General features: G+C 44.7%; 16 protein-coding genes and 1 other RNA gene. 8 read left to right on the top strand and 9 right to left on the bottom strand.

The window, feature by feature from the left end:
• The first annotated feature begins 106 nt into the window (after window positions 1-106).
• A complete protein-coding gene (locus tag ACXAH2_RS08930) occupies window positions 107-1,300 on the top strand; it encodes a DEAD/DEAH box helicase (protein ID WP_475077982.1) in 1,194 nt (397 codons plus the stop codon).
• Between the two features lie 58 nt (window positions 1,301-1,358).
• Here the strand turns inward: ACXAH2_RS08930 and ACXAH2_RS08925 are convergent, their stop codons facing one another.
• The 5 genes from ACXAH2_RS08925 to ACXAH2_RS08905 form a co-directional block, all read right to left on the bottom strand.
• Entirely contained in the window at window positions 1,359-2,498 is a 1,140-nt protein-coding gene (locus tag ACXAH2_RS08925) for a hypothetical protein (protein ID WP_475077981.1), read from the bottom strand.
• Entirely contained in the window at window positions 2,498-4,153 is a 1,656-nt protein-coding gene (locus ACXAH2_RS08920; protein WP_475077980.1) for a lipoprotein N-acyltransferase Lnb domain-containing protein, read from the bottom strand. Before ACXAH2_RS08920 ends, ACXAH2_RS08925 begins: the two co-directional genes overlap by 1 nt.
• 7 nt (window positions 4,154-4,160) lie before the next feature.
• Window positions 4,161-4,946 carry a hypothetical protein gene (locus ACXAH2_RS08915; RefSeq protein WP_475077979.1) on the bottom strand — a complete coding sequence of 262 codons (786 nt, stop codon included), beginning with the start codon at window positions 4,944-4,946 and terminating at the stop codon, window positions 4,161-4,163.
• A 184-nt stretch (window positions 4,947-5,130) separates the two neighbouring features.
• Complete coding sequence (gene ribA / locus ACXAH2_RS08910) at window positions 5,131-5,748, bottom strand: GTP cyclohydrolase II (protein ID WP_475077978.1); 618 nt, start codon at window positions 5,746-5,748, stop codon at window positions 5,131-5,133.
• A 136-nt stretch (window positions 5,749-5,884) separates the two neighbouring features.
• A complete protein-coding gene (locus ACXAH2_RS08905) occupies window positions 5,885-6,358 on the bottom strand; it encodes an Lrp/AsnC family transcriptional regulator (protein WP_475077976.1) in 474 nt (157 codons plus the stop codon).
• Between the two features lie 212 nt (window positions 6,359-6,570).
• Between ACXAH2_RS08905 and leuA the strand changes: the two genes are divergently transcribed.
• Both leuA and ACXAH2_RS08895 read left to right on the top strand, forming a co-directional pair.
• On the top strand, window positions 6,571-8,244 hold the full coding sequence (gene leuA / locus ACXAH2_RS08900) for a 2-isopropylmalate synthase (RefSeq protein ID WP_475077975.1): 1,674 nt from the start codon (window positions 6,571-6,573) through the stop codon (window positions 8,242-8,244).
• Window positions 8,245-8,672: 428 nt separating this feature from the next.
• Window positions 8,673-9,326, top strand: a complete 654-nt coding sequence (locus ACXAH2_RS08895; protein ID WP_475077974.1) for a S24 family peptidase — start codon at window positions 8,673-8,675, stop codon at window positions 9,324-9,326.
• 270 nt (window positions 9,327-9,596) lie between these two features.
• Here ACXAH2_RS08895 and ffs read toward each other — a convergent pair.
• Window positions 9,597-9,693: signal recognition particle sRNA small type (gene ffs, locus ACXAH2_RS08890), an RNA gene on the bottom strand.
• A 185-nt stretch (window positions 9,694-9,878) separates the two neighbouring features.
• Here ffs and ACXAH2_RS08885 point away from each other — a divergent pair.
• The 4 genes from ACXAH2_RS08885 to ACXAH2_RS08870 all read left to right on the top strand — a co-directional run bounded on the left by ACXAH2_RS08885 (window position 9,879) and on the right by ACXAH2_RS08870 (window position 12,285).
• Window positions 9,879-10,742, top strand: coding sequence for a 6-carboxytetrahydropterin synthase (locus ACXAH2_RS08885; protein WP_475077973.1), 864 nt, complete (start codon window positions 9,879-9,881; stop codon window positions 10,740-10,742).
• Window positions 10,739-11,146, top strand: a complete 408-nt coding sequence (gene hisI / locus ACXAH2_RS08880) for a phosphoribosyl-AMP cyclohydrolase (RefSeq protein WP_475077971.1) — start codon at window positions 10,739-10,741, stop codon at window positions 11,144-11,146. Before ACXAH2_RS08885 ends, hisI begins: the two co-directional genes overlap by 4 nt.
• 31 nt (window positions 11,147-11,177) lie before the next feature.
• Window positions 11,178-11,363, top strand: a complete 186-nt coding sequence (locus ACXAH2_RS08875) for a hypothetical protein (RefSeq protein ID WP_475077969.1) — start codon at window positions 11,178-11,180, stop codon at window positions 11,361-11,363.
• 136 nt (window positions 11,364-11,499) lie between these two features.
• Entirely contained in the window at window positions 11,500-12,285 is a 786-nt protein-coding gene (locus tag ACXAH2_RS08870) for a class II glutamine amidotransferase (RefSeq protein WP_475077968.1), read from the top strand.
• A gap of 38 nt (window positions 12,286-12,323) precedes the next feature.
• On the opposite strand, the gene ACXAH2_RS08865 is transcribed toward ACXAH2_RS08870, so the two are convergent.
• Genes ACXAH2_RS08865 through ACXAH2_RS08855 form a run of 3 tightly spaced genes read right to left on the bottom strand, consistent with a single transcriptional unit; the run spans window position 12,324 to window position 16,780 of the window.
• A complete protein-coding gene (locus ACXAH2_RS08865) occupies window positions 12,324-13,277 on the bottom strand; it encodes an isopenicillin N synthase family dioxygenase (RefSeq protein WP_475077967.1) in 954 nt (317 codons plus the stop codon).
• Window positions 13,278-13,297: 20 nt separating this feature from the next.
• Entirely contained in the window at window positions 13,298-15,613 is a 2,316-nt protein-coding gene (locus ACXAH2_RS08860; RefSeq protein ID WP_475077966.1) for an ATP-dependent helicase, read from the bottom strand.
• Window positions 15,614-15,637: 24 nt separating this feature from the next.
• The gene (locus ACXAH2_RS08855; RefSeq protein WP_475077964.1) at window positions 15,638-16,780 is read right to left on the bottom strand and encodes a succinylglutamate desuccinylase/aspartoacylase family protein; all 1,143 of its coding nucleotides are present in this window, start codon (window positions 16,778-16,780) and stop codon (window positions 15,638-15,640) included.
• Window positions 16,781-16,979: 199 nt separating this feature from the next.
• Here ACXAH2_RS08855 and ACXAH2_RS08850 point away from each other — a divergent pair, with 199 nt between their 5' ends.
• Window positions 16,980-18,194 carry an ABC transporter substrate-binding protein gene (locus tag ACXAH2_RS08850; protein ID WP_475077962.1) on the top strand — a complete coding sequence of 405 codons (1,215 nt, stop codon included), beginning with the start codon at window positions 16,980-16,982 and terminating at the stop codon, window positions 18,192-18,194.
• Window positions 18,195-18,237: the final 43 nt, after the last annotated feature.

Raw genomic sequence — 18,237 nt, 5'->3', positions numbered from 1 at the left:
AAACAGCATAAAACAAGGTATCATGCTGCTCATCTGCCTGTTACTGATTATTGCTCAACAACAGGTCTTTTTTTCTGCAATACAATTCCTGCAACAGAGAGATTACATGTCATTTGCTGAGTTAGAGCTAGATTACACGATAGAAGAAGCGATCAATAGTCTAGGTTTTGAGACGCCGACCGAAATTCAACAGCAAGCCATCCCTGTTATTTTAGAAGGTTCTGACTTATTGGCCACCGCCCCAACCGGAACAGGCAAAACCATTGCCTTTTGCGCCCCTGCCGTTCAACACGTACTAGATAGAGACGAAGCCTCAACTACCGCGCCAAAAGTACTTTTTTTGGCACCCAGTCGCGAATTAGCACGCCAAATTTTCAACGTAATTGGCGAACTGACTCAGCATACACGCATTCAATCACAGCTCATTATTGGCGGCACCCCTTACGGAATGCAGCAACAACAATTAAGCGAAGCATGTGACATTTTAATTGCCACACCTGGACGCTTAGTGGAGTTGGACGAAAAACAATGGTTGGATCTAACCGATGTCAGCTATTTTGTCATCGACGAAGCCGATCGCATGTTGGATATGGGCTTTGTTAATGCCATTAACCATATCGCCAAAGAATTGCCCGCAGAACATCAAACCTTGATGTTTTCGGCCACACTTGAAGGTGAGAAAATGGGGCGCTTTGCCAGCGCTTTATTAAGCCCAGAGACAGAACAAATTCGCCTTGGTGAATCGTCACGCACTGTGCCCAATCAGATTCGTCAAATGGCTTATCGTGTTGACGACGATAGCCATAAAGAAGCTGTACTCAAGCACTTACTCGGCAAACAAGGGGTTCAACAAGCAGTCGTATTCGTATCCAACCGTGATCATGTGGATCTGTGGGTACAAAAAATCCGCAACATGAACATTATGTGTGATGGCCTGCATGGAGAAATGAAACAAGGCGATCGCAGTGAACATTTAAAACAAATGAAACGCGGTCGCTTGCAAGTATTAGTCGCCACTGATGTGGCATCCCGAGGTATTGATCTACCAGAAATCAATACTGTGATTAACTTACGCTTACCACGCAAAGCCGACTCTTACATTCACCGTGCTGGTCGCGCTTCACGAGAAGGCGCGCCTGGTGAATGTATTTCTTTGATCGACATTAATGATTTGCCGATGATTGAGAAGATTCAGCGCTTCATGCAAGCCAACATTAAGTTTGGTCGCATCGAAGGGCTAGAACCAAAAACCAAAGCTCGATCATCACGTAATAAGAAGAAAAAGAAAAAAACTAAGTGATTGCTTTCATTTTACTTGAGCAGCAAAAGCGTCGATTCATTAAGCGACGCTTTTTACACTAACAAGCTTCTACCGAAGTGGCACGAACCACAAACTGTTTAGCAGGACAAGCAACCGAGCTAGGCACTTGGGTGATATCGCCAAAACAACTTCCTGCATTCATATTAACGTGATTTATGAGCACGCCGCGATGCACCACAGGCCCCGAAGTTGAGCATTGCACAGAGAAATTCACATTCACACATGATACTAACTCAGGCGTAATTACTGGCAAGGTAGCAAAAACATATTTCTCCCCAAAACAATTTCTTCCCCCCAAACGGGCACCTGAGGTCAGTTTGCTCAAATATATTTGCTTATTTCTAGCCGCTTCTTCTTTCGCTCTCTGCTGAGCCAACAAACGAGCCTCTCTTTCCTGACGACGTTTTTCTTCTGCCAAACGACGCTCTTCCTCTCTTTTACGACGCGCCTCTTCTGCCTGTCGTCTTTGTTCTGCTTGACGTCTGGCCTGTTCTTGTTGCTGTTGTAGATTTGCCAGAGCCTGTTGTTGCTGTTGTTGCACACGACGCTGTTGCGCCTGTTGCTCACGCTTTTGCCGTTCTTTTGCTTGTCGTTGCGCTTCAATCAGTTTCATTTGACGATTAAAATCCGCTTGCTGACGCGCCAAATCTGCCTGTAATTGATTATTCAGCTGAGTCAAAGCGGAGCTCAATGCCGCCATAGTGTCGCCAGATCCAGATGAACCACTTGAGTTATAGCTTGGTTGCTCATCACGACAATCCCAAGAATCCAAATTTCCAGCGACACACTGCGCATATTCTCGAGCAATAGGGCAACGGCTGGCACATTTAGTTTCCAATTTTCGTTGGACCGCGAGACGCTGCTTTTCTTTGTAGTATTTTTCCTGATCCTTACGGTAAACAATCAAGTCATTCAGACGTTTTTTTGAGTCTTGATCAAATACCAACGGACGCGCTTTTTTGATTTCGTGATCTGCACAGGAAAAGTTCTCATCGTCCGCACAGCGATAAGCGGCTTCAATAGCATCATCAAATTCCATTTGATCCAAACGATCCAACTGATCTAATTGGTCCAACATGTTAAGCATGTCTTGCTGCGACGTTTCAGCCATTGTCACCATGGGCACAAAGCTGAGTAACAGACTTATTATCCCACCCATTATTGTGAATTTCTTCATCAGAACAGCCCTTCTAAAGTCTCAATATTATCGAGCGTTTGCACCAGTTCTTGCTCCAGTACCTTCAGCTCTTTTATCCCTTGATGATCATCTGGCACCACCGACGCCACCATAGTAAATATTTTCTGTTGTGCTGGTTGCGAGCCACACTGCAATTCGTTGTTAGCTTGAAAACCCACTAACTGCCTTAGCTTAGGAATGCCATCAAACCTAGGCACCGCCATCTGCACTTGCAATAAAGGTTGCACATAACAATGTTGTAAAAGTTGTTTATCCAATCCCTCTGGCATGGCCTTTAGCTTGGCTTGCATTACTTCCAGCAAATTAAGTTCAACCACCATATCGACGACTTTACGAAACAGCTCAAAACGCAAATACACTAGCTGGTGTTCTTCAAGCAACAATTGCGCCTCTAACAAATAGTCATTATTGGCTAACCTGTCATAAGCAGAATCGGACGATAAAAGATCGTATAGACGTTTTGCCGCACGGGTTTGGCCATATTGCTCTAAACTTGCATACGGATACTGATCAATGACATCCATCAAAGCCGATAAGGCTTGTTGATAATAAAGACGATTACGTGGAAAGTAGTAGCCTTGCGACTCGGCCTCAGCAAGAGAGACAAATACATCACCTCGCGCCAGTGGGCTATTTTTTAACTTATGAAACAGTGAATCCGGACGCAGAAAACTCAGCTCTTGGTCTGATTGCCCCTCCAAACCTAAGGCTTTATTTAATAAATCTTGCAATAAGGTTGCGCAGTTAGCGGTGATAAAACGGTAATTACCTCGATAACTCCAATGAATCTCAGACAAGTCTCTAACTACCTGCTCAACTTCAGGCGCTGTCAAATTCAACGGTAAAGAATACAAATCGCGATCCGCAAGTAAGGTATTGGCACGGAACACTTCACGAAAAGTAGAACCAAATAAATGCGCATCATAACCACCAAAAAAACCTTTCAACAAATTCATGGTGAAGCCATCAATTCGCGCCACGTATCCCAAAAACACATGATTAAAGAGATTTTGTTGACACCTTTGTAAGCTGGATGAGGCATCAGGACACACCAGAAGACGCACCGAGACATGACCAAAAGAGGACGCAACGCCCTCTCCTTCAGAAGCAAAAACCAGATGAATCTCTCGCACATGCTGTGGATTAATGGATACCAATTGCCCGCCTTGATTGGAATCAAACAAATAAAATGGCACTGGATCCTGACAGTTTTGATAAGTCACTTGCGTCTGATAACGTCGTGCAAAATAAGCGGCGTAGACAGGATGACGACAAGCAAAGTCTTCTTCTAAAAGATACGCGCGTAACACCTCAAGGAAAATATCCGACTGAGCTTGATGCCGGTCTTTAATTAAATCTCTGGCGTATTGAAAACGGTTATCCGCCTGCAATGCAGATGACGAAACCTCAACATCAGCCACAGCCTTTTCGACCGTTAACAAAGCAATCAATTGCGCGCACAAGCTATTGTCTCGATGTGCGGAAGCAAATAAAGCTGGTGCTTTATTCAGCAAACCTTTGCCCATCGCATCTTCACAATGAACAACAGGCTTACTTGCCTGATAGGGTATGGCGCATCCTTGCAATAACATGAGCAAGCCAAACAGCAAGCTCATCGAAATGCAGCGCTTCATATCAAACCTATGGCGTCGCCTTTGCCACCATTGCATCCGGCTTGGCCCAACGCACTGCATGACCTTCGATGGCATCTAATCTTTGTTGGATGTCTTTGCGAGCTGAATACACGGTTGGTGAAGAAAGGATGTCACCAATGGTATAACTTGGCAGCCCTGTGATCAGGGTTGAACTGACAGACGCATCAGAATTCTTCATGGCCCTTGGAAACAGACCTAACCAATAAAAATAAGGATTATCGTCCAGCTCTTGTTGCGCTTTTTGCACTTGATATTGACGCTGCCAATAGTCTACTTGAACTGAATTTTTCTCCACGCCTTGACCCGTTTGATAGCGCTCAATGACTCGTTGCATTGCTGCTAAATCCCCCGCTTTGGCTTGCGCCAAATCTGACTCTACAGCTTGCTTAGCTTTGCGCTCCTTTTCAAGCGCCAATTTTCGCGCCGCTTCCGCTTCTCGTTGCTTTTTCATTGTCACACCATAAGCCGTCAGGGTGGCTTTTTCTGGCATGGTTATACGCACTCTCTGTGGTCGATCAGGCGTTGCCTCCACTTGTTGAAAAAAGATTTTTTCTTGCTCTTGATTGATACTTTGTACTGCTTTAATTTGATGGCGACCTTCCTCAACCACCAGGGCTTCACGAGCAAAATCTGTACACTCAAATTTCAGTTCCTCGTTCACATACACCTTGGCACCATTGCTGTTTTCCTGACAATAAATGCCAATTAATGCGCTATCAGCCAGAGCAGCTGATGACCCTAAAACAAGCAAAACAAGAGACACCTTCTTCATAACAACACCTTTCTATTGATTCCATCACTTCGTGATCTATAGAAGCATTTTTTTGATCTGTTTGGCTTTTTTTGTCAAATAAAGGTCAAGATTACTCAAAAAATGTACAGAGGCCAAATCATCAAGGCCAAAAAAAGCCCCTTTCGGGGCTTTCGCAACAAAACGTAACATTTTCAAGTCGACGTCATTCTTCAAACTTAAGGGTATGCTGCTTGCGTTTCGCCTTGGTTTCCAAATATTGGCGATTATGTTGATTAACATGCACCTTTGTCGGTACCAGTTCCACCACATCAATGCCGTGCTCTTTTAGTTGCTGAGCTTTGTCAGGATTATTGGTTAACAAGCGTACTTGCTTTACCCCAAGCGCCAGCAACATATTGGCAGCAATACCAAAATCACGGCCATCCTCAGGCAAATGCAACATTTCATTGGCTTGGTAAGTATCATAACCTTGATCTTGTAAAGCGTATGCTTCTAGTTTGGCATACAATCCAATACCACGACCTTCTTGACGCAAATAGAGGATATAACCCCCTTCGTCATTAATGCGATCAATGGCTTCATCCAGTTGTTCGCCACAATCACAGCGGCCAGAGCCAAATACATCCCCTGTCAAACATTCAGAATGCAAACGTACTAAAGGCACATAATCCGCTTGCTGCGTTTGTTTCGAATTACCTTCAAAATATATCCCTATATGTTCTTTACCTGAGTCATCACCATTAAAGGAAATGAACTCAGCGGTCACGTCACCGGCTCGAACCGGAATCATTACTCGACGCTTAATGGTCAAATCTGTCATTACTGCTCTCTCTAGGGATTATTTACTGCGGTAAAGTATAACGCCCTTACATTTGGTCAATTATGAAAAAATCAATATTAATTCAGCGTTTCTTTCATTCTTTTATTTCTCACTGGCTCAATACCTATTCAACGCATCATGTCAAATGATCCAACGGCAAGGCGGTACGATTAATAATACGTCTCAATAAGAAACTGGAATGCACTCCTGTGACACCCGCTATACGCGTCAATCTACCCAGTAGAAACTCCTGATATTTATCCATATCTTCTACCACCACTTCTAATAGATAGTCTGCGGATTGGCCAGTCACTAGATTGCAAGATTTGACTTCTGGATAGGATTCCACCAAAGATTCAAAGACTTCAAAGCGTTCCGGTGTATGTCTGTCCATACTAATCTGAATAAAAGCAGTTAATTTTAATCCCAGTTTCTTTTGGTCTAATAAAGTGACACTGCGCTCAATCACCCCAGCCTCTTCCAAAGCTTTTACCCGCCGTAAACAAGGAGAAGCAGACAAGCCGACCCGATCAGCCAGCTCTTGGTTGGTTAAGCTAGAATCTTGCTGTAATTCTTGCAGAATATTCAAATCAATCTTATCAAAAACCAAAATATAAGCCTCATATTGCTAATTTATACTTTATATACGCAATATAATGCCATACAGATTGAAATTTCTATAAAAAACGCAATCTTTTACCCCAGAAAGTTCGCTATTATATAGACATAGCGAAATCATTAAGGGAGTTACCACACTTCCTGACAACGCAAACTGTTTACTATCGGAGCTTATCCGCTCCTCAACATAGGAAGGGAAAGATCATGACCTCTTTTGATCACACTAAGTACAGACCATTCCAGCCTGTCGCCATTGAAAATCGCACTTGGCCTGACCAAGAAATCACTAAAGCACCGATTTGGTCGAGTGTTGACCTGCGCGATGGCAACCAGGCACTGGTTGAACCCATGACAGTGGAACAAAAGAAACAATTCTTCGCCCTACTTGTGGACGTCGGTTTCAAAGAAATCGAAGTCGGCTTTCCGGCCGCCTCTCAATTGGATTTTGATTTCGTTCGTTGGTTGATCGAAGAGAACCAAGTGCCAGACGATGTTTACATTCAGGTACTAACCCAAGCTCGACCAGAGTTGATTGAGCGCACTTATGAGTCTCTAAAAGGGGCCAAAAAAGCCATTGTTCACGTTTACAACTCAACCTCGAAAACTCAGCGTGAGCAAGTTTTCCGCTTAGGTAAAGAGGGCATCAAAGAGATTGCTGTAAAAGGCGCACAATGTGTCAAAGAACATGCTGCGAAACACCCAGAAACAGAATGGGTATTCCAATACTCACCAGAAAGTTTTACTGGCACAGAAACCGACTTCGCCGTCGAAGTAGTGGATGCGGTTGCTGACGTATGGCAACCAACACCAGACAATAAAATCATCATTAACTTGCCTGCAACGGTGGAAGTGGCGACACCAAACCGTTTTGCTGATCAGATCGAATATTTCTGCCGCAATGTAAAACAGCGCGATAACATGATCATCAGCCTTCATACTCATAATGACCGTGGCTGTGGGGTTGCGGCGGCGGAACTAGGCCTCATGGCTGGCGCTGATCGCATTGAAGGCACCTTGCTAGGCAATGGTGAACGAACCGGCAACATGGACGTGGTCACTATGGCCATGAACATGTACAGCCAAGGCATTGATCCAGAGTTGGCATTAGGCGATATGGACCGCATCATAAGTGTGGTTCAAGCCTGCACCTTACTACAAGTTCATCCGCGCCACCCTTACGCGGGCGAATTGGTGTTTACCGCTTTCTCTGGCTCTCATCAAGACGCGATCAAGAAGTGCTTGGCGAATCAGACCGACGACAAACCCTGGGATGTGGCTTACTTGCCAATTGACCCTCGTGATGTTGGTCGCAGCTACCAAGAAGTGATTCGCGTTAACAGCCAATCCGGTAAAGGCGGCGTGGCTTATACCCTTGAGCAAGAATACGGCTTGGCATTGCCGCGCTGGTTGCAGGTGGAGTTTAGCCCCATTGTTCAGCAATTTGCCGAGCAAGATGGTGGCGTTGTCAATGCGGAATCGATGAAAGATTTATTCGAATCCACTTTCATGACAGGTACCAAACCTTATCAATTAGGCAAATACGACCACGCCAAAGATGAGGTAGACACAGTTCATGCCGACCTAAACAGTACGTCTGGCACTGTAACCATAACCGGAACCGGAAACGGCGCTCTGTCTGCCTTTAGTGAAGCGTTAGGCAAACACTTCGGCATGCGTATTGATATTATCCAGTACCAAGAACATGCTCTAACGGTTGGCAGTGATGCACAAGCCATCGCCTATGTACAAGCCAATATTGATGGTGATCGTTTCAATGGCGTGGCGATTGATAATGATATTGTATCCGCTTCCGTACACGCACTGATGGCGACTGTTAACCAAAAAATCCTACAAAGCACAGACGCTAATGTCGCTTAGTTAAAACCTAAATGTTTTAAGCTATTTTAAGCATCTTAGAATAAAGCCAGCTATCAAGCTGGCTTTAGTTCATCTCATTTCGACAAGTTTTCATCAGTGCGACGCTCATTTCTCTCCCATCCGGCATTCGATTACCTTTTTAATATACAAAAGCTTGCAAAACGACATTCGATTACCTTTTTAATATACAAATGCTTGCAAAAAGGTAACAGAACAGATCTAGAGCCCTAGATAGTGCAGTATAAAATATAGACTGTACATCCCGAGTCAACTGAGCCAGAACGACATGAATTTGAACCAGATACTGAATCTTATGTGACAATTTTTTTAAAATTGATCGGTTCTTTGGCATTAGCGGGCAAATAGTTTATTTAATTAAACAAAATAAAGTCATATAAATAAACCTAAATTAGTTTAGCCTTCTTAACATGGATATATCAGATCGTATTAGACAAAAAATGACGGAACACAACCTTCGGGCCGTCGACATAACAAGGATGACAGGCGCGACCAAAGGGTCAGTCAGTCAGTGGCTGCACGGTATTTCTTCACCTGGCGGTAAATACATTATTCCACTCACCAAAGCATTACAGTGTGATGCAAATTGGTTGTTTGGAGGCGTGTCAGCCAATTCGCAAACTTCTTCAGCTCATCAAGGAAATGGTTTCATCCCTTCCTTTATCAGCAAAAAGCTGCCTATTCTCAGCTACGCTCAAGCAGAGTCTTGGCGTGAATTTGAAGAAAAAGCCAGCTTAAAAGACCAATTAGACTGGGAATACGCTCCAGCTGCCATTAGCCATCAGGCTTTTTGGCTAATGGTTTCGGGGGACAGCATGGTATCCCCAGTTGGCCCAAGCATTTGTGAAGCCCACATCATTCTGGTTGATCCTTGTATGCAAGCACAAAACGGCGACTTAGTGGTGGCTAAAGTTGGCTCAACCAAAGAAATCACTTTTAAGAAGCTGATCATAGATGCAGGTCAAACCTATCTAAAACCGCTCAATCCAAATTACCGTCCAATTGAAGTCACCGACCAATGCCGTGTCATTGGCGTGGTACGCGAAGCCAGACTAAAACTCTAGCCTTGCACTTACACATCACTTTCTAACAAAGCATCATCATCGAAACCTGCTTCCTTGTTGATGTTTTTACAAATTAAAACACAAGTTTGTTTTTGTGTACACTAAAAGTTTACTTTAATGTACGATATATTAAGAAAGGCATACAGACCCAATTTATCAAGCGAAAAGAAGGGAAAGCTGTTTTTTACTGCAGAAAATTCATACTCGCCGAAAACAACAAGTCGTTTGATGATTGCGAAATAGAGAATAGGTAGAGAATTTAGGTGGCATCTCCACCAGCCGCACCTCGGCACACAAGTCCATCGCTGTGGCTGCTTCCTTCCGGACCTGACCAAATTCACGATTTATTGTTGCGAGGGGACCAGCAGAGACACCATAAAGGAGGCCTGTTGACCTTGGGGCGAGATTATACGCTGCCAATTTGAAATATCAACAGCCTTCTTATGTTTTTCAAATACTTATAAAGTCATTCTAAAACATCCTTTTTCTTCGGCTATATCCTCCTATGTAAATAAGGTAAAATGCGAGCCGTTATTTTTGAGGAGTAGCAAGTTGAAGCTATTTGTAAAAGACCTAACCCACGTCGATTTTTCCTACTATGACACAGAACGTGGCTTGTTGGGCGAAAGTTGGCAAACCGATATTGTGCTAACAGGTAAGCTGAATGAAGAAAGCATGATTTGTGATTTCAGTATAGTGAAAAAACAAATCAAGAAATGGTTGGATGACAACATTGACCATATGCTGGCCATTCCCACTCAGCACCCCAGTAGCACATTAATCACCTTGCCTGATGATCGCCTATCGTTTCAATTTGATCATAAAGATGGCCGTCATTTTCGTTGCGATGCTCCTCAACAAGCTATTTGTTCACTGCCTTGTGACAAGATTACCGCGGAATTTGCTCAAGTCTGGGTTGCAGAGCAAATACTCAATTTATTGCCCGCTGAACTGGAAGCCATCAGTGTTCGCTTTACTCCTGAAAAAATCCATGGCGCCCAATACCAATACAGTCATGGTTTAAAAAAACACGCGGGTAACTGCCAACGTATCGCTCATGGACATCGCTCTACCATTGAGATTTATCAGAATGATGAAGCCTCGCCTGAACTGGAACAGGACTGGGCAAAACGTTGGCAAGATATTTATTTGGGTACACAAGAAGATTTGCTTGACGTTACGCAAATCAATGGCCTGTCGCATCACGCATTTCGCTACACCAGCCAACAAGGGCTATTTGAACTCACCATCAACAGTGATCAGGTTTACATGTTAGAGTGTGACACGACAGTGGAGTCATTATCCGACCACATCGCACACACCTTGGCGAATGAACATCCAAATAGCGTGATACAAGTTCATGCCTTTGAGGGAATAGGTAAAGGCGCCATCTCAGAATATAAGGTAAACAAATGAGTTTAAAAGCATACGAAAACCTAAATAAAGGCGAGACCATTTCATTAGACACAGTATTAGCGAATCTGAAAACAGACGATGCAGGTCTCATTGCGGCCATCGCTCAACAACATGACACAGGTGAAGTTTTAATGCTCGCCTATATGAACGAAAAGTCGATTCGTGAAACCTTAGCAACAGGACAAGTATGCTATTGGTCACGTTCCCGACAAACCTATTGGCGCAAAGGCGAAAGCTCTGGTCATCGTCAGTCTTTGATTGCCATGTCATTTGACTGTGATGGCGACTGTATACTCTTGCAAGTGGATCAAAAAGGCCCCGCTTGCCACACCAACCGTCGTGACTGTTTTTTCTTCACCGTTGAAGGTGATCAAGTGGTCGTGAGTTCAGCGCCTGAAAAATAAATAAACAAGATTCAACAAACATGACGTCCTATTGAACATCAATCAAACTGTGTCTAAAATTCTTGAAATGAATGATCGTATTTTGGCGAGCACAGAACAACAAACATCCGTTATCACTGAAGTAAACCGAAACTTATTGAACAACACCAATACTATAGAGAAAACGACAAACTCGATTCATTCCGTTAACCAATCTGCTGAACAATTAGCAGACTGAACAAAATAGCTTGCTCGCAAAGTAAGCTATTTCAACGTCTAATGTTATCAAGGTGAAAAACCAGTCGAAAAGGGAAACTCAGGTTTCCCTTTTTATATTTTAAATATCTTATGCTTCTTGCTGTTAGGAGAAGAAAATGTGTCGTTGGATGGCCTATCAAGGTGACACGGTTTACCTTGAGTCATTATTGTTTGAACAGGAACATTCTCTTGTTCACCAAAGTTTGAGTGCGAAGAAATCGGAAGTCACCGTGAATGCCGATGGCTTTGGTTTGGGCTGGTACGATGAGCGCAGTGAGCCCGGTTTATATCATGAAATTCTGCCTGCATGGAGCGACAGCAATCTCAAAAGCCTTGCCAAACACATTAAAAGTGGGCTCTTTTTCGCTCACGTACGAGCCTCAACAGGCACCGCCACCAGCCGTTCCAATTGTCACCCTTTCAGTTATAAGAATTGGCTCTTCATGCACAATGGGCAAATTGGTGGCTATGAATCCATTCGCTACCAATTGGATCGTCTTATTCCAGAAGAGCTGTATGGCGAGCGACAAGGGGCGACGGATTCAGAAGTGATTTTCTTGTTAATGATTGCCAATGGTTTGGAACATAACCCAGAACAAGCCATTGCCACCACACTGGCTCAGATTCTAGACATCATGAAGCAGAAAGACATTACAGAAGCGCTGAGATTTACTTCTGTGGTTTCCAACGGTGAAGAGATGATTGCGATTCGTTTTTCCAGCGATGAACAAGCGCCAAGCCTGTACTGCAAAGCCTTTGAGTCTCACATTGTGATTGGTTCTGAGCCTCTGGAACTGTCCAATCAAGATTGGACACTGGTGCCAGCTGGACACATGGCGAAAATTCGCAACAATGAATACCAGATTAAAGCCCTACCAGACTTAATGAAATTGAGCGCCTAAAGGCGCTCAATGTTTTTTCCCATGACAGATTGATTAGCCTAGTGCTTTTCTTCTCGGTACGCATAGGTAGCATCAAAACGCGATTGAATCCAATCCCCTGCCAATACCCTTTGGTATTTCGCTGGTTTTTCCGCAGATTGACAGCTTGGCACACAACTGACTTCTGTTTCATAGTCTGGCTCAACGAAAAACGGGAAAGAATAACGATGCACATCTGGCATAGACGCTCGAACTCGATGGGCGGTGGAAACGTATTCATCGTTTGTCCAATGCTGCATCAAGTCACCAATATTCACCACCAAAGCGTTCTCAATTGGTGTGGCGTCCACCCATTCTCCTTGACGATTTTTCACCTGTAAACCACCGGTTTGATCTTGCAGCAATAAGGTCACACAACCATAATCCGTGTGTGCACCTGCGCCATTGTCATGGCCGACTTCTGGACGCGGTGGGTAATGAATCATACGCAGCACAGTCACATGGTCAGTAAAACAGCGTGTAAAGAAATCGTCTTCTAAGGACAAAGCTTGCGCCATGGAGGTAAGCAACTTTTGTGCAACCTCAAATGCCGCCACATAATAGTCTTGCAACACTTCCAGAGTTTGAGGATCACTCGGATTCTGATTAGGTCCGTACATGGTTGGGTATTTGGCGACCAAGGGATGATCTGCCGGAAAGTCCAACGCCATATCAAAGGTCTCTTTCCAGTCGGCATGGCTGACTTCATCGAGCTGTTCTTCGCCTATGTTGCCATAACCTCTATGGTTCAGGCTGTTTTTAATGTCTATGGCATTTTTGGTGGCTTGCGGCTGATTAAAAAAACACTTTGCTTCTCGCATTAAAGCTTGCATTAAACTGCTCGGAATTCCGGTATTGACCAAATAAAAAAAGCCGATTTCTCGACATGCTGTGTCCAACGCCTGTATTTCATCTTGGCGCACGGCTTCACTTGTACTGGTTAATTTGGCTAGGTCAATAAGTGGGATGGACATCTTTAGTCTCCTCGTCGGGTTTAAGTCCGTGAAGATAATTTCACTAATTTAGTATGTTTGGGATTAAAACGTTTTAACCCGGCTTCACCAAAATCGACAAAAATCATCTGCCTATCATTCTGTTCTTGTCGGACAACCACACCTTGACCAAATTGATCATGACGCACCTTGTCCCCCGGCTTGAGCTGCCTTTTTCCTTCCACCTTATGGCGAAAAGATACATCTGGCGAAGGCCGAACAAACGCCAAGTAGCGCTGAAACACTGAGCCTTTCTCCGTATCAATCACATCACCATCACGTTCCTGATACCAAGCATCGCATATTTGGCTCACCGCATAGGGCTGTGCCTCAAAAATAAAACGTGATAATGACATCGACTTTAAACCGGCTCTGGGGATATTGCCCAGCTTCATTTGTTTGTTCTCGTCAGCACTTGGTGTTTCTAATATCACTAACTTATGACGGGCTCGTGTCATAGCCACATAAAATAAACGCCGCTCTGCCGCCAATTCATTAGCGGCTTGCTTGTCGATTGCACTCAGGTCTTCTTCATAATAAGGAAAACGGCCTTCTTGCAACCCACACAAAAGTACTTGCCCAAATTCCAAGCCTTTGGATTTATGGATCGTCATCAGATGCACACCTTGTGCCACTTCACACTGACGCTCGTTCAAACTGGCAAGCTGTTGCAAAATACTGGCGGCATCGCCTCCCACACCTCGAACATAGGCAATGAAGGCCTCACAAGTCGCGATCTTTTCTTGTGCCTGAATGTCTTTGCTACTGGTGCTTTCGAAGTAACGATAAATACCCAGTTTTTCCAAGGTATGCAGCAAACCTTGTGCAGGATCCTTGCGATATGCACTCAAACTACGTAGCCAATCGGCTCGCTCCAGCAATTTTTTCGCCCGCCAACCTTCTATATTGTCCGCCATACCCTCTATGATTTGCGGCAACAAATGAGGCGCCTGTTTGGCCTGCTGAATCAAATGGCGACGTTGTGCAACGGCGCCTCCTAAACTGGGTACGGTCAGCAGGTACTCAATGTCTTCTGGTTGAAAAAACACATTGGCTTGCTCTAAGCCACCGGCCATCACAGCCAAATACGCCATCAACATGCGTATCTGTCGATTTTCTAATAATGGCGAGTCACCATGCAATTGATATGGAACTCCCTTGTGCATCAACGCCAACTGCACTGGCACCATATCACTGTAAAGCCGAACCAACACCGCACTATCGTCCAGCGATTGCCCTTCGTCTAACCAAGCTTTCAGTTCACCTAGTAGAGCTTTACCGGTTTTTGCGGATTTCGCAAAGGAAACTCGTGTGCGTTCCCCCATTCCCACCACCAAAACCTCGGCATCATTCTCACTGATGACACTGGACGCCATCAAACCCACCGCATGACCAAAGCGAAAGCTGGTACTCAATGGATAGGTCACACTATCGGCAAACTCAGTATCGAATTGGCGCGCCATGATGTCTGGGCTGGCCCCGCGCCATTCATAAATACACTGCTGCACATCGCCTACTATCATCCATTGACAAGTTGTGGGATAAAGGCGCTTTAACAGCTCATACTGGCATGGGTTAATATCCTGAAACTCATCAATCAATAGGTATTGAAAATTGGGCACCAAAGCACCAACACGATGCAGATCTGCTGCGCTTAGTTGGGCAATTAATTCATAAGGATCGCTCAGTAAGTCGGCAAAAAAACGTATTTTTTGACGTCGTCGTAAGCTCTCTAGTTCATCATATAAGGCGATAAAAAAGTGCCGCTCTTTGGACCAAGCCAATTGTTCGAAAACGACTTGAGCAGCATTGTTGGATGCTTTTACCTGATCGATGAAAAGCAACATGTCTTCCAGCCAGTCTTTTTCATCTTGAATGGTGATTTTCTCACCGCGCTTCAGCAAACGCTGCATGGCGTCGCGCAATAACTTGATCAGGCTAAAATCGTCCGTCAACAACTTAGCCGTCTCCAGCCAGCCTTGCTGTTCCAAACGACGACACAAACGCATGCCGAAAGCGTGAAAGGTCATCACGCTGGGGGCACGCCAGCCTTTGTTGGCAAGTGTTTGATGTAAACGTTGAGAGAATTCTTCCTGGGCGCTTTTATTGAACATAAAAACACCGATCTGTGAGGCATCTATTCCCTGTGACAAAAGATACTCAATGCGTGCGATTAAGGTGGTGGTTTTACCCGCACCAGCGACGGCGATCACCTTAGCAGGTCGGCTTAAATCGTGTTGTACCACGGCCTTTTGCTCATCTGTTAAATGGGCAAAGGCGGCGCTCGATTGCAAATTAGTCAAGATTTCATCACTCAAACATTTCCTCACTCAAGATAGTGCCTAGTCTTCAAATAGGTGACCGATTTCTCGGTACGCCAAGTGTTGTTTGCCAGCAATCTTGCCAATCGACTCGCCACACACCACTAAACGACGTTGTACTCGAGCAAAGAAAATACCATTGGTTCGCGACACCAAAGGGTAATGGGATTGATCCACATCGTCTTCCAGTAGATTAACCACTTCGCCGATCACTTCTCCCTCTTCTACCGGCTCACCAATGGCTTTGTGATAACACACAATGCCCGCACAAGGTGCCTTCACCAGATCCATGGCGTCCAGAGGGTAATAATGAACGTGCGATTCATCGGGTTCGGCCAATTCACCTTTCACCACACCGCGATAAATCATGTAATCGAATAAGGCTTGTGCATCTTGCCCTGCAAAAGCATGATTAATATCGTTCTCGCCACGCAGTTCTAACGTCAAAGAACGACAGCCCCATGGAATCAGATGAGCGTAGTGATTTTTCAAACTGCGCCAAACACTGGCATTGGTTTCATCGAAGGAAGCCGCGCCTGTATCCAATTCAGACAAGCCAACCTTAGCGTCCAATAACGCTAACAAAGGCTTAAAGTAGTCTTCAAACTCCTGCGGCACATAAGCGTGCATACAAGCTTCACCAGAACAATGAAGGTCAATTACTTCATCTGCGTCCATGGATAAAGCCAATAAGGTTTTCTTCATGCCTTGCAGTTCGGTTATTTCAGGCAAAAGCGCAAGCTCTTCACGAATCGCTTGGCGCACCAGTGTTAAGTTATTGTCCACTTCCGCACTGACATCCCCTTTGATGCGTTTTTCAACCTTATCACCAAGCCTTGGCCAGTTGCGGTTGAAGTTACCGCCACCGTCTGAAAAGGCAAAGCGCCCCGGAATATAACCGTGAAAATTCTGTGCTAAACCAATGGGATTGGCCACTGGCACTATGATGATTTCCCCTTGAATTAAGCCCGCTTGCTCGGCCTGTTTCAACAACTTAATCAACTTATTCAGGACCAAGAAACCTGGCCATTCGTCCGCATGTAAACCCGCTTGCAAATAGACTTTAGGACGAGCGCCAGCCTCACCAAAATGATGTGCTTTCAGTACTCTTTGCGTGCCCGGTGTCGCACTGGGTAAAACATGAGAATAGATTTGATAGGACATAGAACCTCAGTTTAGGCAGATCCTTCATTGATAATAATGTTACCAATTAGAGCACCCTGTTTACGCTACAAATAATGTCGCGTAGTTTACGCTAAATCACTGTGTTAATAAAAACCAAATACTATAATAAAATCAGTGTAATAAAGGACGAACCTGTTACGTCTAAAGAAAATACTCAAAACACATTAGGAGCTATTTCGTGATCAAATCTGTTATTGTGGCCTCTCTCACCAGTGCTATTTTACTTTCTTCCCTCTCTGTACAAGCCCAATCGACACCTGAGGATTGGCAAGACACCCTACAACAGGCTAAGGGACAAACCGTTTACTTCAATGCGTGGGGCGGCTCCGATAACATCAATAATTACATTCAATGGGCTGCTGATCGCATTCAGGACGAATATCAAGTGACCTTGAAGCAGGTTAAACTCACTGATACTGCCGATGCGGTTAACCGAGTGTTAGCAGAAAAAGCCGCAGGCAAAGATCAACAAGGCTCGATTGATTTAATTTGGATAAATGGCGAAAACTTCCGCGCCATGAAGGACAATAACCTCTTGTTTGGCCCATTCAGTCAGAACCTACCAAACTACCAGAACTATGTGGATGAGAATGCCCGCCAAAGTTTGACGCAAGACTTTGGCACCTCGGTTGATGGAATGGAATCCCCTTGGGGAATGGCACAGGTCATCTTTATGTATGACACAGCCAGCCTTAACAACCCGCCCAAATCCATGGCGCAATTACTGACTCACGCTCAAGCCAACCCAGGTCGCATTACCTATCCTGAGCCACCACAATTTTTAGGCTCAACTTTCTTGAAACAAGCCCTATACGAGCTAACGCCACACCGTAAAGCCCTCGCTCAACCGGTTGACAAAGTAGACTTCGAAAAAATCACCGCGCCTTTGTGGGCGTATTTGGATCAGTTGCACCAAGTGGCTTGGCGCAGCGGTCAGGCTTTTCCATCCAGCTCTGAAGAAATGATGCGTTTACTGGACGATCAAGAAATTGATGTTGCCCTCAGCTTTGATATTTCCGCCGCTTCGGTACACATTGATCGGGGTAACCTAGCCGATACAGTGCGTTCTTATGTGTTTACCGGCGGGACGATTGGCAATACACACTTTTTGGCCATTCCTTACAACAGCAGTGCGTCCGCTGGCGCGCAAGTGGTAGCCAACTTCCTCTTGTCACCAGAAGCGCAAATTCGTAAGCAAACTCCCACTGTCTGGGGCGATTTGAGCGTGCTCGCCTATAACAAGTTAAGCGCAGCGGATCAGCAAAAATTCGATGATTTGCCTCGTGGTATCGCGACCCTAAGCATTGAAGAGTTAGGCCAAACCTTGCCAGAACCTCACAGTAGCTGGGTCGGTGCATTGGAAACCGAATGGCGTAAAAGATACGCTAATTAAAACAAACAGGTGTTTGACTCTGTTTTCATTTAAGAAGTCCGTT

This window comes from Marinomonas sp. ABL3_031, from assembly GCF_056161265.1.
The sequence above is the reverse complement of the archived record's forward strand: the minus strand, read 5'-3'. Positions and strand labels throughout refer to the sequence as shown.

Coding starts and splice junctions, on each gene's coding strand:
- ACXAH2_RS08865 (WP_475077967.1), bottom strand. CDS start 13,277: ATGTCCATCCCACTTATTGACCTAGCCAAATTAACCAGTACAAGTGAA.
- leuA (WP_475077975.1), top strand. CDS start 6,571: ATGACCTCTTTTGATCACACTAAGTACAGACCATTCCAGCCTGTCGCC.
- hisI (WP_475077971.1), top strand. CDS start 10,739: ATGAGTTTAAAAGCATACGAAAACCTAAATAAAGGCGAGACCATTTCA.
- ACXAH2_RS08855 (WP_475077964.1), bottom strand. CDS start 16,780: ATGTCCTATCAAATCTATTCTCATGTTTTACCCAGTGCGACACCGGGC.
- ACXAH2_RS08930 (WP_475077982.1), top strand. CDS start 107: ATGTCATTTGCTGAGTTAGAGCTAGATTACACGATAGAAGAAGCGATC.
- ACXAH2_RS08895 (WP_475077974.1), top strand. CDS start 8,673: ATGGATATATCAGATCGTATTAGACAAAAAATGACGGAACACAACCTT.
- ACXAH2_RS08920 (WP_475077980.1), bottom strand. CDS start 4,153: ATGAAGCGCTGCATTTCGATGAGCTTGCTGTTTGGCTTGCTCATGTTA.
- ribA (WP_475077978.1), bottom strand. CDS start 5,748: ATGACAGATTTGACCATTAAGCGTCGAGTAATGATTCCGGTTCGAGCC.
- ACXAH2_RS08870 (WP_475077968.1), top strand. CDS start 11,500: ATGTGTCGTTGGATGGCCTATCAAGGTGACACGGTTTACCTTGAGTCA.
- ACXAH2_RS08915 (WP_475077979.1), bottom strand. CDS start 4,946: ATGAAGAAGGTGTCTCTTGTTTTGCTTGTTTTAGGGTCATCAGCTGCT.
- ACXAH2_RS08925 (WP_475077981.1), bottom strand. CDS start 2,498: ATGAAGAAATTCACAATAATGGGTGGGATAATAAGTCTGTTACTCAGC.